This window comes from Polaromonas sp., assembly GCF_012927455.1.
Lineage (GTDB): Bacteria > Pseudomonadota > Gammaproteobacteria > Burkholderiales > Burkholderiaceae_C > Polaromonas.
Genome location: NZ_JABBPE010000015.1, coordinates 236,506 through 251,546, shown reverse-complemented (window position 1 = coordinate 251,546; position 15,041 = coordinate 236,506). Strand labels below are relative to the sequence as shown.

Annotated in this window: 9 protein-coding genes; 4 read left to right on the top strand and 5 right to left on the bottom strand. The window is 59.4% G+C overall.

Annotation, left to right across the window (positions count from 1 at the left end):
• Positions 1–8: 8 nt before the first annotated feature.
• Positions 9–1,928 (bottom strand): TonB-dependent receptor, encoded by a 1,920-nt coding sequence (locus HHJ18_RS13360; RefSeq protein WP_296916027.1) that lies wholly within the window; start codon positions 1,926–1,928, stop codon positions 9–11.
• Between the two features lie 979 nt (positions 1,929–2,907).
• On the opposite strand from HHJ18_RS13360, the gene HHJ18_RS13355 reads away from it, so the two are divergent.
• From HHJ18_RS13355 to HHJ18_RS13340, 4 genes are all read left to right on the top strand, one after another.
• Positions 2,908–4,344, top strand: a complete 1,437-nt coding sequence (locus HHJ18_RS13355) for an ethylbenzene dehydrogenase-related protein (RefSeq protein WP_296916025.1) — start codon at positions 2,908–2,910, stop codon at positions 4,342–4,344.
• 2 nt (positions 4,345–4,346) lie between these two features.
• Positions 4,347–4,904 (top strand): DUF2231 domain-containing protein, encoded by a 558-nt coding sequence (locus HHJ18_RS13350; RefSeq protein ID WP_296916023.1) that lies wholly within the window; start codon positions 4,347–4,349, stop codon positions 4,902–4,904.
• A gap of 98 nt (positions 4,905–5,002) precedes the next feature.
• On the top strand, positions 5,003–5,539 hold the full coding sequence (locus tag HHJ18_RS13345; RefSeq protein WP_296916021.1) for a cytochrome C: 537 nt from the start codon (positions 5,003–5,005) through the stop codon (positions 5,537–5,539).
• Between the two features lie 277 nt (positions 5,540–5,816).
• Entirely contained in the window at positions 5,817–7,508 is a 1,692-nt protein-coding gene (locus HHJ18_RS13340; RefSeq protein ID WP_296916019.1) for a hypothetical protein, read from the top strand.
• Between the two features lie 128 nt (positions 7,509–7,636).
• On the opposite strand, the gene lpdA is transcribed toward HHJ18_RS13340, so the two are convergent.
• From lpdA to aceE, 4 genes are all read right to left on the bottom strand, one after another.
• The gene (lpdA, locus tag HHJ18_RS13335) at positions 7,637–9,508 is read right to left on the bottom strand and encodes a dihydrolipoyl dehydrogenase (protein WP_296916017.1); all 1,872 of its coding nucleotides are present in this window, start codon (positions 9,506–9,508) and stop codon (positions 7,637–7,639) included.
• Entirely contained in the window at positions 9,505–10,095 is a 591-nt protein-coding gene (locus HHJ18_RS13330; RefSeq protein ID WP_296916015.1) for an MFS transporter, read from the bottom strand. The genes lpdA and HHJ18_RS13330 overlap by 4 nt, the downstream gene beginning before the upstream one ends.
• A 103-nt stretch (positions 10,096–10,198) precedes the next feature.
• Positions 10,199–11,896: a dihydrolipoyllysine-residue acetyltransferase gene (gene aceF, locus HHJ18_RS13325; RefSeq protein WP_296916013.1), complete on the bottom strand. Its 1,698-nt coding sequence runs from the start codon at positions 11,894–11,896 to the stop codon at positions 10,199–10,201.
• Between the two features lie 57 nt (positions 11,897–11,953).
• Positions 11,954–14,725 carry a pyruvate dehydrogenase (acetyl-transferring), homodimeric type gene (aceE, locus tag HHJ18_RS13320; protein WP_296916012.1) on the bottom strand — a complete coding sequence of 924 codons (2,772 nt, stop codon included), beginning with the start codon at positions 14,723–14,725 and terminating at the stop codon, positions 11,954–11,956.
• Positions 14,726–15,041 lie beyond the last annotated feature (316 nt).

The window sequence follows — 15,041 nt, the reverse complement described above, 5'->3', positions numbered from 1 at the left end:
AAGCTTGCTCAGAACCTGTAGGTGGCTTGCAGGCGCACACTGCGGCCGTCCTGCTCCAGCGCGTTTTGCCAATTGGTGTCGGCACCGGGGTGGGCGTAGCGCTTGTCAAACAGATTGCGGATGCCCAGGCCGACCTCCAGATCTTTAGCCAGCTTGCTCGTGCTGAGGTGCAGGTTCGACATTGCGTAGCCGTCTGTGTCGCTGCCGTCAATCGTTCGGCGCTGGCCATCGTATTGCAGCTCATAGCCCAGGCGCAGGCCAGCGACCGACAACGGTGCCGAGAAATTGAGTTTACCCAGCAGCTGCGGCGAATTTTTCAATTTGGCGCTGCTGGCGTCGCGCACTTGCTGCAACGAGAGGCTGCCGCGCAGGCGGCCGCCCCAGTCCCAGGTTTTGTCGGCGGACAGCTCCAGTCCCTTGGCCGTCACCCGGTCACCCGACTGGTATTGCGGCAAGCCGCTGACCGGATCGATGCCCAGTACCACCAGATCACGCATGCGCCACTGATAAGTCGAGGCGCGCAAGTTCAGGTCGCGTCCGACGCGATGGTCGGCCACCAGTTCCAGCGTGTCGATGCGCTCGCCTTTGAGCGCCGGGTTGGCGACCTGCGAGACGCCGTCGCTGTAGTCGCGCTCGTAGGCGTTCGGCGCGCGGTGGGCACGGCCGTAGAGCGCTTTGAGCGTTGCCCCGGGTGCGGCCTGCCAGATCAGCGCTGCGCGCGGGCTGGCCTGGGTGCCGGTGACGTTGTCGTGATCGACCCGCAGGCCCAGGGTAGCCGTCAGCGTATCGGCGATGCGCCATTCGTCCTGGGCATAGACGCCGACGCGCCGGCCCGGAGCTGTGAACAGCAGGTTATTCGCCGGGATCGTCACATCAAGCGTCTGCTGCTCGACCCGGGTATTTTTCTGCGCCTCCAGGCCGAACATCAACTTGTGATCGGCCAGCGCTGTGTAGAGCAGGCGCAGTTCGCCGCCGTGCCAATGGCTGGTCGCCGCGAGGTTAAAAGCCGTGCCATAGCTGAGAAGGCTGGTGTAGTCGTAACGTCCAGCAAACAGCCGCGCCTGCAACTGCAACGCGTCGCCCGGAAAACTGTTCTGATAGCGCGCTTGCGCCAGCGTGTAGCGGTCGCCCTGGTAGTGCCCCGTCACCAGCGGGTCCGAACGGTAGGCGCCGGTGGGGTCATCCTTGCGGCGATCGCTGGTAATCAGCTCGAAGGCCCAAGGGCCGCGGGCAATACTTGCGAAGAACTGCTTTTTGCGTTCGCCGTCCAAGCCGGTGGCCACGCCCGAAACACCGGCAGCGCCGAAGTTGAAGAAGCGGTCTTCGCCTTGCGCATGCAAAGCGGAGACCGAAACCAGCACATCGACATCGTTGTCCAGCAACTTACCGAAACTGGCCCGGCCCTCGCCCAGCGCCTGCGGGTCTTGCCAGGCCGCTGCGAATTCGGCGCCATCAACTGCTGCACCAGTGCGGGTGATCACATTGACCACGCCGAACATGGCGTTTTGGCCATACACCGCACCGCCCGGGCCGGGGATGAACTCGATGCGCTCAATCAAGTCGAGATCAAGCGGGAACTGCCGACCCGTCGGGCCGGAGTCGTAGACCGCCTCGTTGGTGCGGTTGCCGTTGATGGTGACCAGCACGCGGGTGGTGTAGTCGCCCGGCAAGCCGAATCCGCGCGTGCCGAGATAACTGTACTGGCGGTCGTAGGTGGTGTGGATGCCGGGCAGGCTGGCCAGCGCCTGGTCAAGCGTGCGCCAGCCAAAGGCGCGAATTTCGTCGCGCGTAATGATGCTCACCGCCGCCGCTGCCTCGGCCTGCTTCTGCTCGTACTTGGAAGCACCGATCACCTTGAGGTCCATCAATTGCTCAAGGCTGAGCGTGGTGAGGTCGCGGCTGGCGAGGGCAGGAAAAGCTGCGGCCAAGGCAAGGATGAGCAAAAGGCCACGAAGGCAGTGTGGCATGAGGCTGAAAGTAGCGGGCGTACGGTGAGTCATAGGGAATAGGAAATAACAGACAGGTACCCAAAAAAACCTGGTCGTCTTCCCCGCAAACCGCCACTTAGCGCGAACACCTCGGCCAAGCCGTTCAGATTTGGTCGCGCATCAGCAACTCGTCATGCACTTCGTGGCGCGCCAGCGCTCGCCACAGAAGTAGCGCCATTGTCACTTCAAGTAACAAATATGTAAATAAAACTATTTTTTGTAACTAAAAAATGGAGCTCATTTAGTTTTGAACCGTTCGAAAAATTTAAAAGCAGTGGCAAAAGCCTTGCAATTTAACTATGGCGTCTCGCGGCGTCATGTGGGCCAGCACAAGGGAGCTGAACACTCGCGGATGGAACATGGAAGCGACGCAGTCTGCAGAACCCGCCCTTAAGACACGCCCTTGCCGAGAGTTTCAATACAGGCAAGGACAGACAGAAAAGACGCCAACTCACCACGGCATAGCTTCCAATTCGCTTTTCCTGAACTTTTTTACTATCTTTTTTATAGCTGCTTACGCTTATGGAATAGAGGCTAAAGGCCGATTTTGTAGTTAATCAGGTCAGCTTGACCGGTTGCGGACCTTTTTTCCATCGCGCTTGCAGCCGGGCCCCCTGGCACGGGCTTGATGACAGAACGCCTAAAGCAGCCGGGGCGCTCGTCTTTGGTTCCTGACTAACTCAATGCAAAAAAAGCAGCAGCGCATCTACGCGTTGCTCTTTCGCTTGGAAGCCATCGGACCCGTGTTGCCTGCGTCTACAAAGGGGCAAAGGCATCGGTTTTGCCACTGATTGCGTTGCTTTAGGGCAACGGACACACCGCAGGGCCGGTTCACGTTTACAACGTTGACCGCCATCAATAAGGGTTTTCCTTTAGCTTCCTACTATGTGAGCACATGTTTCACAAATGGAGGTCTTGCATGCGTAATCAATTGCGGGTCACGGGGCTTGTTGCTGCCCTGACGTTGTTTGGCGGTGGTTTGCTGCTGTCGTGGTTCACCCACGGCAGCGGCGTGGTTCACGACGATCTCAAGCGCAATATCAGCATTCCCAAGCAGCTGACCGTGCCGCTGCAGGTACAGGCTGCCTACAACGGGACGGACATGTTTTTCCGCTACCGCTGGCCGGCTCAAAAACCCGGCATCTTTCATGATGTCGTGAAGTTCGAAGACGGCAAGTGGGTGCGCAAGGGCGCGGGCAACCCCGGCCCTGAATTAAGCGGACTGCAGGAAGATCGCGTGGCGATGATGCTGGACGATGGCAGCGTGCCGGAGTTTGCACGCTACGGCGGTTACCTGGCCATTGGCTCAGGCATTGCCACCTTCACCAAGCATGCCAACGGCGACGAGGTCAAAGCGCAACCTTATCTGGGTAAAAAGCTAAAGCAGGAGGAAGTCAGCAAGTCCCTGCCGGGGACCCGCACCGACATCGACGACTGGGCCAGCGTGCAGCCGGAAGAAAAGCTGAAAGCGCAACGCGAAGCCGGCTACTTTCTGGACCTGTGGCATTGGCGTGGTCATCGCTCCAACCCCATCAACATGTCCGATGACCAGGTGATCGCCGAAGGGCGCATGGGCGACGAAGGCAAAAGCGCCGCCGGAAGCAACTGGGATGGCGAAAAAAAGCAGCCCAAACTGATGTTCAATGCTGCAGCCACCGGCTACAAGGCACTCAAATGGGATGACGTCCAGCAAGGGAAAATCGACCAGGATTCCACCTACTTTCTGCGCGAAGGCGAGGCAGTTGCTTTTGATCCGGCCGCCGGCTGGGTCAATGGCGACACCCTGCCCAGACGCACGCTGCGCACACCCGAAGGCTCCATGGCCGACATTGCGGTGCAAGGCAAGGGGCGTTGGGCCGACGGCTACTGGGACGTGACGCTTTCACGCAAGCTCGATACCGGCCATCCACTGGATGACAAGGTCCTGAAAGACCAGGGCGCGTATTCCGTGGCATTTGCCGTCCACCGAAATGCAACGGGCGGTCGCTGGCACTATGTGTCGCTGCCTTCTTCGCTCGGCCTGGGACGCGCCGGCGACATCGTGGCGCAGCGCTTTGAAGGGGCCGCGCCGCAGCAGTGGAAGGACCAATGGTCCAACGTCACGCTGTTTTATCCTGGCCAGGTCAGCTGGCCCATGCTCAACAGCGCCAAGCATGCCGGTGCCGAGAACATCAAGAAAGGTGTTCCAGTGAAATATCGGCACAGCGAAAGCCAACTCGCCAACTACGGTGTTGAAGCCGAGTTTGCCGACGAAATCCGCCGCCAGTGGCTGCTGACGCTGGTTTCCGGCGTCTTCCTGATCGCCGCCTTCGGCATCGCCTTTAATCAGTTGCTCAAACGTAAAGAAGGAGTTTGACCATGGCCCCGTATCACGTAGTTCTTGTTCACTTTCCGATTGCCCTCTGGATGACAGCGACTCTGGCTATCTTGTTGCGCGCGTTTTCCGACGGTGCGCTGGCCAAGGCGATCGATCGGGCTCTTGTCCCGCTGCTGTCCATTGCGCTTGTCTTCGGCCTGGTGGCCTTCGGCATCGGTCTGCTGGTGTGGCCATGGGAAACGATTTCTTCAACGCCGCTTGGGCGCAACCACATGCTGATGGCCAGCTGGACAGTGGCTTTCTGGGCGATTGTCCTGTTCGCGCGCTGGCGCCGGGGTGAAACGGTGTGGGAGGGCATGGCGCGCTGGATCATGGCCGGCCTGGCACTGCTGGGCGGCCTGCTGGTGGGCATTACCGGCACGCTGGGCGGTCATCTGGTCGGTATCTACTCGGCCGTCTCAGACGGATTGCGCCTGCTGGGCTGGGAGGTCTACAGCACCTACTACGTGCCCGACGTGACCCTGGTAGCCCTCTGCGTCATGGCAGTTCTTCTGCTGGCTCTCGGCTGGTGGAGTCGCAGCAAGCCGCAGACCCTGTAAAAACCGCCGCCCCGCGCCATGCAGAGCGCGGCGGTGACCGGTCGGCCTCTGTGCGCTGGCGTACGGTGAAACGACCGGGATGAACATATATTGGAGCAATGTATGACGTAGAAGAAGATTCAGCTTCTTGCGTTCACACCATCTTAAGTAAATTAGTTATGAACAGAAAACTCGCTTTAGCCCTGGTAATTTTTCTTCTGGGGGCCGGCAGTGCCTCCGCCCAAGAAATCACTTTTCGCAAAGACATTGCACCCCTGTGGCACGCCAAATGCAGTGTTTGTCACAATGATTCGGCGCCTGAGCGCGCTGATTTCCTGCTCGACGAAAAGGGGTTTGAGGCCAAATTAAAGGGACCGCGCATGGACACGTACGAACGCTTTATCGCCTTTGTCGCCTGGCCTGATACCGGTGCCTTGATGCGCCGGCTAGACGATGGAACCAGCCCCAACGCTGGCGGAAAACCAGGCAATATGTATCAAAATCTCGGCTCGACGGACGCCGAGCGTGCCGCAAACCTGAAGATATTCAAAGCCTGGGTTGGAGAAGGCGCCTGGAACCTCAATCGCTGGGAAAAGCGCAAGGATGTGGCCGCCGTCACCAAAGACCAACTCGACAAAATCAAGATCAAGTATTGATCGGTTATTCCGTTACTAGATCATTCGTGAAGGTGAAGGTGAACGTGAACGCAAAGCGGCGACAGACGTACGGCTAGAAACCGCCAAAGTGCACGGATGATCTGAAATGGAATAGTTCTATTTGCTTAAGGCAGACCATCAGATCTGCTATAAAAAACAAAGCGCCTCACGCCCGTCTTACGTGGCCTGAGGCGCTTTTTTTTCGCCAATTGTGCATTCTGTGGAGTACATTGTGGCAAGGACTGCTTCGTTATGTACCTGATAGAAAATAACGCGCATGAACAAGCTCGCGACACAAACGATTGGGCAACCGGACCTTATGGCTGAGAAAAATGGCTCTCGGGCAGGCGGGTTCCGCCTGATGCACTACTTCACGTTAACCAGCCTTGTCGCCTTTACGGCTGTCGCATTGGCGCTGTATTTCCTCCAGCAGATGGAAGGCAAATTCTTCGAGAAAGTACAGCGCGAGCAAAACATTTTCTTCGCGCAAGTGCAAACAGAGTTCATGCGCCAGCAAAAGGCGACCGCGCGCGACGACTTGCTGATGCTGCACCAAGCCAGCCACGTCAATTTGACCCATGTGTTTTCAAATATGCTGTGGGACGCCGACTTCGCACCCTTCATTGCCCAGGCGCGGCAGATCCCGATTGACTACTGCCGCGCGATCGCCGCGCCTCAAGCCACCACTCAGCCAGACGCGCGCCTGGCATGCTTTGCCGAGGTGGGCCGCCAGATCATGGTGCTGCCGGGATTCGCAAAATTGGATGCCAAGGTGCATGCGACGATGCGCAAGAGCACTGTATTCAAGATCAAGGTGTTCGATCTGCGCGGGGTTACGGTCTATTCCTCGGAGCACCGGCAGATCGGCGAAGACAAGGCCGACAACGGCGGCTGGCAATCCGCAGTGAGCGGCCGGGCTGCAAGCGAGCTGACCCATCGCGACCGCTTCAGCGCCTTCGAAGGCGTGGTCGAGAACCGCGACATGATTTCTAGCTACATTCCAAAGCGGGGTGGCAATGGCGAGGTCATCGGCGTGTTCGAGATCTATTCGGACGTCACGCCTATCCTTAAACAGATCGAGAGCGCGTCAACCAAGATTGCGGATCTGACTGCCGAAAATCTGGCAAGGGTTGAGCAAGCCTCCAAAAAAAACCAGCACCAGGTCGATACGAGCTCCGAGCAATTTCTTCTGATCATGGGCGCATTGCTGGCATTGCTGTATGTCGCGCTGCTGGTCCTGGTGCGCAACGGCCAGCGCATCATCGATGTACAGGCGCGTGCGCAAGAGCTGTCAATTCTGCGCGAGGAGCGATGGTTTAAAGAAAAAATGGCAGCGCTGGCCACCATGGCAGCCAACGTCGCGCACGAGGTCGGCAACCCGCTGGCAACGATTGCCGCGTTAGCCGAGCAGATGGCCACCGAGCAGGCAAACAGCGGCTGCATCGCTTGTCAGCCAAAATCGATCCTGGAGCAAACACAGCGCATCGCGGGCATGATGCGCCAGATCGCCGACTTCGCGGCGGTCCGCAATGCGTCGCCCGAACTGGTCGATGTCAATCAGATGGTGAAGGCGGTCTGCGATTTCCTGAGCTTCGATCCCCGCTTCAGTGCAATCCACATCGAGTTCCAGCCGGATCACCAATTGCCTGCTCGGCTGGTTATTCCAGATCATCTGACCGAGGCGCTGATGAATCTATTGCAGGCGTGCGCGGAAGGCAAATCGGCGCACCACCCATTGCCACCGCGAATCCTGGTCGAAACCAGGGTACGCGGAGAAGACGTTGTGATTCGCATCGGTTGCGAATCAGCCGCCGTCGATGGTGTATTGGTACTTGCCGACGCGTTTCCAGATTCCCGCTTCGAGTCGGCACGGCGCCGGGTGGTGAGTATCGGTGGGCAGCTGTCATTGACCGGCTCGACCATCGAGATGACCTTGCCGACGCCTCCACCTGAGATCACGGCAAGCTGATCACGGGCCGCAGGCATAGCCGCTGACGGTGTGCCAATCCAATATTAATGGATGCCCACGCTGGCACTCAGACAGCAAAAAGCCCGGCATCTCAGAGGCCGGGCTTTTTGCAAAACGTCGCTACTTGCTTATTTGCGCGCAGGCGGCAAGTCGGTACAGCTGCCGTGCGCCACTTCCGCCGCCATGCCGATGCTTTCGCCTAGCGTGGGGTGCGGGTGAATGGTCTTGCCGATGTCGACGGCATCGGCGCCCATCTCAATCGCCAGTGCGATCTCGCCAATGAAGTCTCCGGCGTGCGTACCGACGATGCCGCCGCCAAGAATCTTGCCGTGGCCGTGCGCCTCCGGGCTGTCGTCAAACAGCAGCTTGGTGACGCCTTCGTCGCGGCCATTGGCGATGGCGCGACCCGATGCCGTCCACGGGAACAGCCCTTTTTTGACCTTGATGCCTTGGGCTTTCGCCGTGTCTTCGGTCAGGCCGACCCAGGCGATTTCGGGGTCGGTGTAGGCGACGCTGGGAATCACGCGGGCATTGAAGGCTGCGCTGGCCAGTTCCTTGTTGCCCTGCAACTCGCCGGCAATCACTTCGGCAGCCACATGCGCCTCGTGCACCGCCTTGTGCGCCAGCATGGGCTGGCCGACGATGTCGCCGATGGCGAAAATATGCGGCACGTTGGTGCGCATCTGGATGTCCACCTTGATGAAGCCGCGGTCCGTCACGGTCACGCCAGCTTTGTCGGCGGCGATCTTCTTGCCGTTCGGTGTGCGGCCAACGGCCTGCAACACCAGATCGTAAGTCTGTGGCGCGGGGGCACTGCCGCCCTCTTCTGCCGCCGCAAACGTCACTTCGATGCCAGCCGCCGTGGCTTTGGCGGCTACGGTCTTGGTCTTGAGCATGATGTTGTCAAAACGCGGCGCGTTCAGCTTCTGCCAGATCTTGACGAGGTCGCGGTCGGCGCCCTGCATCAGGCCGTCGAGCATTTCAACGACATCGAGCCGCGCGCCCAGCGAGGAATACACCGTGCCCATTTCTAGGCCGATGATGCCGCCACCCAGAATCAGCATGCGCTTGGGAACACTTTGCAGGTCTAGCGCGCCGGTCGAATCGACCACGCGCGGGTCTTCCGGCATGAAGGGCAGGCGCACCGCCTGCGAGCCGGCCGCGATGATGCAGTTCTTGAAGGCGATGGTTTGCTTTTTGCCGGTCTTTTCCTGCGCGGTGCCGCTGGTCTCTTCCACTTCTACATGGTTGGCGCCTACAAAAGCACCGTAGCCGCGCACGATGGTGACCTTGCGCATCTTGGCCATGGCTGCCAGACCGCCGGTCAGCTTGCCAACGACATTTTCCTTGTGCGTGCGCAGTTTGTTGATATCCAGCGTGGGTTCGCCAAAGGTCACGCCCAGGCTATCAAAGTGCTTAACCTCGTCCATTACCGCCGCCACATGCAGCAGCGCCTTGGAAGGAATGCAGCCTACGTTCAGGCAGACACCGCCCAGCCTGGCATAGCGCTCAACCAGCACGACTTTCAGGCCGAGATCGGCCGCGCGAAAGGCGGCCGAATAGCCGCCCGGACCTGCGCCCAGCACCAGCAGGTCGCAGTCCAGGTCGGCCGTGCCGCTGAAACTTGCGGCTGCCGGGGTCGGTACCGCTGCAGTGTTTGCTACTGTTTTTATAGCTGATTGCGCAGGTAGGGACTGGGCTGCAGCCTGCTTTTGCTCCTGAGCCGGGGCCGGGGCCACTGTTGCAGCACCTGCAACTTCAAGCGTCAACACGACGGAGCCCTGCTTGACCATGTCGCCCAGTTTGACCCTGAGCTCTTTGACCACGCCGCCCTGCGATGACGGAATTTCCATCGACGCCTTGTCGCTTTCGACGGTGATCAGGCTTTGCTCGGCCCGGATGGTATCGCCGGCCTTGACCAGCACTTCAATGACGGACACTTCGTCAAAATCGCCGATGTCCGGCACTTTGATATCGATCAGATTCGCGGGAGCGCTCATTTGGAGGCTTTCATTTTGAGGGTAAATATTTCAATCGGCGCCGCCGAATTTTTGTCGAACTCGCAACCGGCATGCAGGCCGGTCATGGCCACTTCTCTGGCCGTTTTTGCCTTGTCCCAGCAGGCGTGCATGGCGCCGAGGGCAAAACTGCGACCCGAGCCAATACCCCAGAACTCCTTGAACTCAAAGACTTCGCGGTAGCTGTACAGGCCAAAAATACCGCTGGCATTGGCAATCACCACGCTGAACTGGCTGGACTCATACGGGTCGTTGTCGTCTTCCTTGGTCTGCAGGAAAAACGTTTCCTTGAGCAGGGGGTGCAGCTTGACAAAGGTGTCGAACACCTCGTCGCGGCTGCCCAGCTTGAGTTGCTCTTTCGGGAGCGCCGCCATGGCCTTGCGCAGAACGGGAAAGTGCGCCACCGTGCCGGCCATACCAACATAGCTCAGGCCGGCGGGCGTGTCGACTTTGAACACTTTGCTGTTGGCCTCAAAACGGTGGCTCAAACTGGTATCACCAAAAGTCACCAGCGTGTCAGCGGCGATCGCCACCTGGCCGGCCTTTTTTACGACTACCAGCGTTGTCATAGGCTGGAGCCCGCACCATGAAGAACGGGAAGCAGCGGCGTCCCCAAGCAAAAGCTCGCTCCCTCGGAAGGCAGAGCACCACACGCAGCAAAAAGCGTGGGGATCATAGCATGGTGCGGCGAAAGTCTGCGAGGATCTGGCCCAGGTAAGCGTTGAAACGCGCTGCGGCGGCGCCGTCAATCACGCGGTGATCCCAGCTCAACGAAAGCGGCAGGATCAGCCGCGGCTGGAATGCCTTGCCGTCCCACACCGGTTCGATCTGGCTTTTACAGACACCCAATATGGCCACCTCGGGCGCATTGATGATGGGCGTGAAGTAACGCCCGCCAATGCCGCCCAGCGACGAAATGGTAAAGCCGGCGCCCTGCATGTCGGCCGGGCTCAGCTTGCCGTCGCGCGCCTTCTTGGCGAGTTCGCCCATCTCTTGCGAGATTTGCAGCACGCCTTTTTTGTCGGCGTCCTTGATGACGGGCACCACCAGGCCATTGGGCGTGTCAGCGGCAAACGCCACGTGGTAATACTGCTTGAACACCAGCTGGTCGCCATCGAGCGAGGCGTTGAACTGGGGAAACTTCTTCAGCGCAGCCACCGAGGCCTTGATCAGGAAGGCCAGCATGGTGAGCTTGATGCCGGCCTTCTCGTTTTCCTTATTCATCTGCACACGGAACGCTTCCAGTTCGGTGATGTCGGCATCGTCGTGGTTGCAGACATGCGGAATCATCACCCAGTTGCGGTGCAAATTGGCGCCGCTGATCTTCTTGATGCGCGACAGTGGCTGACGCTCGACTGGGCCGAATTTGGTGAAATCGACCTTGGGCCATGGCAGCAAGTCGAAACCTGCCCCAGCGCCACCCCCCGACGCCGCTGGCGCCTGGGCCGCTTGTGCCTGGGTGCGGGTGGCGCCCGCCATCACCGACTTGGTGAAGGCCTGCACGTCGTCTTGCGTGATGCGCCCTTTAGGGCCGCTGCCTTTGACTTCGGCCAGCGGCACGCCGAGCTCGCGGGCAAACTTGCGCACCGACGGCGAGGCGTGCGGGAAACCGCCCTGCGGTGGCGGCGCGGTGGGTTCATGCGCGGGGACGGCAACGGCCGCTGCGGCAGGGTCGGCGGCGGCGGCGGCGACGGCGGGGACAGCAGCCGGCGCGGCTGCGGCCGATGGCGCTGCGGCGGCGACTGCCGGTGCAGCGGCAGCTGTCGCCGAACCTTCCAGCATGGCCAGCAGGTCACCGATATTGACCACATCACCGAGCTTGACCTTGAGTTCCTTGAGCACACCGGCGGCCGATGACGGGATTTCCATCGAGGCCTTGTCGGACTCCACCGTGATCAGCGATTGCTCGGCCTTGATGCTGTCGCCCACCTTGACCAGCACCTCGATCACGGAGACATCCTTGAAATCGCCAATGTCAGGCACGCGCACTTCGATGGGGCCGGCCGCCGTCGACGCAGCGGCAGGAGCGGCAGGAGCGGCCACTGCAGGCGTGGCAACTGCTTCTTTTTTAATAGCAGCTTGCGCAGGCGCAGCGGGCGCTGCAGCCTGATTTGACCCGGATTCTGCGGCGCCGGCGACTTCCAGCGTCAACACGACCGAGCCTTGCTTGACCTTGTCGTCAAGCTTGACCCTGAGTTCCTTGACCACACCGGCGTGGCTGGACGGAATTTCCATCGAAGCCTTGTCGGACTCCACGGTGATCAGCGATTGCTCGGCCTTGACGCTGTCGCCGGGTTTGACCAGCAGCTCAATGACCGTTACTTCGTCGAAATCCCCGATGTCGGGAACTTGAATGTCTACCAATGCCATGTTGTTTTTCTCCTGGTGCGTTTTGTTTTTAGCGCAAGCTTCAGTTCAGGTTGACGCTCAAGCGTAAAGAGGGTTGATCTTGTCGGCATTGATGCCGTATTTCTGAATCGCTTCGGCGACTTTGGCGACCGGCACCGTGCCCTCTTCGCTGAGGGCCTTCAGCGCCGCCACCACTATGTAATGGCGGTTGATTTCAAAATGCTCGCGCAGCTTGCTGCGGAAGTCGCTGCGGCCAAAGCCGTCGGTGCCCAATACTTTGTAGGTGCGCCCTTTTGGAATGAAGGATCGAATCTGCTCGGCATAGGCTTTCATGTAGTCGGTCGACGCCACCACCGGGCCGCTGTGCTTTTCAAGCTGCTGGCCGACGAAAGGCACGCGCGGCGCCTCCAACGGATGCAGCAGGCTCCAGCGCTCGGCGTCTTGGCCGTCTCTGGCCAGCTCATTGAAGCTGGGGCAGCTCCAGACGTTGGCGGTCACGCCCCACTCTTTTTCCAGCAGGTCTTGCGCCGCAATGGATTCACGCAGAATGGAGCCCGAGCCCAGCAGCTGCACGCACGGCGTGACGGCGCTGGATCGGCTTTTTGGCAAAGCGGCGCCCTCCTTGCAGAGGTACATGCCCTTGATGATCTGCTCTTCGGTGCCGGCCTTGAGACCCGGCATGGCATAGTTTTCATTGAGCAGCGTGATGTAGAAATAAACGTTGTCCTGCTTTTCCACCATGCGCTTGAGGCCGTGGTGCAGGATGACGCCAACTTCATGCGCGAAGGTCGGGTCGTAGCTGACGCAGTTGGGAATCGTGCCGGCCATGATGTGGCTGTGGCCGTCTTCGTGCTGCAGGCCCTCGCCGTTGAGCGTGGTGCGGCCCGAGGTGCCGCCCAGCAGGAAGCCGCGCGCCAGCATGTCGCCGGCCGCCCAGGCCAGATCGCCGACACGCTGAAAACCGAACATCGAGTAGTACACGTAGAACGGGATCATGATCCGGTTGTTGGTGCTGTATGAAGTGGCCGCAGCAATCCAGCTGCTCATGCCGCCGGCCTCGTTGATGCCTTCCTGCAGGATCTGGCCTTTCTTGTCTTCCTTGTAGTACATCACCTGGTCTTTATCGACCGGCGTGTATTTCTGGCCATCGGGGTTGTAAATGCCGATCTGGCGGAACAGACCTTCCATGCCGAAGGTGCGGGCCTCGTCCACCAGGATGGGCACGACGCGCGGGCCGAGTGCCTGATCGCGCAGCAGCTGCGTGAGAAAGCGCACGTAGGCCTGCGTGGTTGATATTTCGCGGCCTTCGGCGGTGGGCTCAATCACGGATTTGAAGATTTCAAGAGCTGGTACGGTAAAGCTCTCGTCGGCCTTGGTACGGCGATGCGGCAGGTAGCCGCCCAGGGCCTTGCGACGCTCGTGCAGGTACTTCATCTCAGGGGTGTCGTCGGCTGGTTTGTAGAAGGGAATACTGGCCAGCTGGCTGTCCGGAATCGGAATGTTGAAACGGTCACGGAAGGCCTTGATGTCCTCGTCGCCAAGCTTCTTGGTCTGGTGAACATTGTTCTTGCCCTCGCCAATTTTCCCCATTCCAAAGCCCTTGACGGTCTTGATCAACAACACGGTGGGCTGGCCCTTGTGGTTGACGGCGGCGTGAAAGGCCGCATAAACCTTTTTCGAGTCGTGGCCACCGCGGCGCAGGTTCCAGATGTCGTCGTCGCTCATCTTGGCAACCATCTCCAGCGTCTTGGGGTTCTGGCCAAAGAAGTGCTTGCGCACGTAGGCGCCATCGTTGGCCTTCATGGCCTGGTAATCGCCGTCCAGCGTGTCCATCATGACCTTGCGCAGCGCGCCGTCCTTGTCTCTGGCCAGCAGCGGATCCCAGGTGCCGCCCCAGAGCAGCTTGATGACGTTCCAGCCGGCACCGCGGAAGTCGCCTTCAAGCTCCTGCACGATCTTGCCATTACCACGTACCGGGCCGTCGAGCCGCTGCAAATTGCAGTTGATGACGAACACCAGGTTGTCGAGTTTTTCACGTGCGGCCAGGCCGATCGCGCCCATCGATTCCACCTCGTCCATTTCACCGTCGCCGCAAAACACCCAGACCTTGCGATTTTCGGTATTGGCAATGCCACGAGCGTGCAAATATTTAAGGAAACGCGCCTGGTAAATCGCCATCAGCGGGCCCAGGCCCATGGACACCGTAGAAAATTGCCAGAACTCAGGCATCAGCTTGGGATGCGGATAGCTGGATAGGCCCTTGCCGTCGACTTCCTGGCGGAAGTTGAGCAACTGCTCTTCGGTCAGGCGGCCCTCAAGGTAGGCGCGGGCGTAAACCCCGGGCGACACATGGCCCTGGATGAAGAGGCAATCGCCGCCGTGTTCTTTTCCCGGTTCAGCACTCTCTGCATGCCAGAAATGGTTGAAGCCCGCGCCAAACAGGCTGGCCAGCGAGGCAAACGAGCCGATATGGCCGCCCAGGTCGCCGCCATCGGCCGGGTGCAGCCGGTTGGCCTTGACCACCATGGCCATGGCGTTCCAGCGCATGTAGGCACGCAGGCGCGCTTCAATTTCAAGGTTGCCGGGAGAGCGTTCTTCCTGATCGGCCTCGATGGTGTTGACATAGCCGGTATTGGCGGAAAACGGCATGTCGATGCTTTTCTGACGGGCATGCTCGAGCAGTTGCTCGAGCAGAAAGTGGGCGCGCTCGGGGCCTTCACTTTCAATCACCGCCGACAGCGCATCCATCCACTCCCGGGTTTCCTGCGTGTCTTTGTCCAACGCATCGTTGGCAGCAGCGGGCAACTTGGGGGCACCTGCTTCGTTTGCTTCATTGGGATTGGCAGCCATTTTTTGTCTCCTGAGTAACTAAGTAACGCTGGATAAACTGCAACCCCACATTTTTAGTGGTCGCGAACCAGCCTGTGTTTAACCGGGGCCTAAAACGTCTTGTAAACGCAAATTAGATTCGGATCCGAAGTTTCTCATAATTTTTCTTAAATTTCAAATAGTGCAAATTGATTTCATATTACGCAATATAAGAACTAAGACAAACAACAACAAAATCCGCCACCCTGTCCGTAAAGCTCCGCGGTGGCTCCCCGTCTTTGCTCTTAAGAGTTGCAGGTCCATTCTGCACTGCACCGGCTATCTCACTTAAACTGAG

What these genes read in the sequence shown, in the direction of transcription:
- HHJ18_RS13340 (WP_296916019.1), top strand. Translation starts at nt 5,817, where the DNA reads ATGAACAAGCTCGCGACACAAACGATTGGGCAACCGGACCTTATGGCT.
- HHJ18_RS13345 (WP_296916021.1), top strand. Translation starts at nt 5,003, where the DNA reads ATGTATGACGTAGAAGAAGATTCAGCTTCTTGCGTTCACACCATCTTA.
- HHJ18_RS13330 (WP_296916015.1), bottom strand. Translation starts at nt 10,095, where the DNA reads ATGACAACGCTGGTAGTCGTAAAAAAGGCCGGCCAGGTGGCGATCGCC.
- HHJ18_RS13350 (WP_296916023.1), top strand. Translation starts at nt 4,347, where the DNA reads ATGGCCCCGTATCACGTAGTTCTTGTTCACTTTCCGATTGCCCTCTGG.
- aceE (WP_296916012.1), bottom strand. Translation starts at nt 14,725, where the DNA reads ATGGCTGCCAATCCCAATGAAGCAAACGAAGCAGGTGCCCCCAAGTTG.
- aceF (WP_296916013.1), bottom strand. Translation starts at nt 11,896, where the DNA reads ATGGCATTGGTAGACATTCAAGTTCCCGACATCGGGGATTTCGACGAA.
- HHJ18_RS13355 (WP_296916025.1), top strand. Translation starts at nt 2,908, where the DNA reads ATGCGTAATCAATTGCGGGTCACGGGGCTTGTTGCTGCCCTGACGTTG.
- lpdA (WP_296916017.1), bottom strand. Translation starts at nt 9,508, where the DNA reads ATGAGCGCTCCCGCGAATCTGATCGATATCAAAGTGCCGGACATCGGC.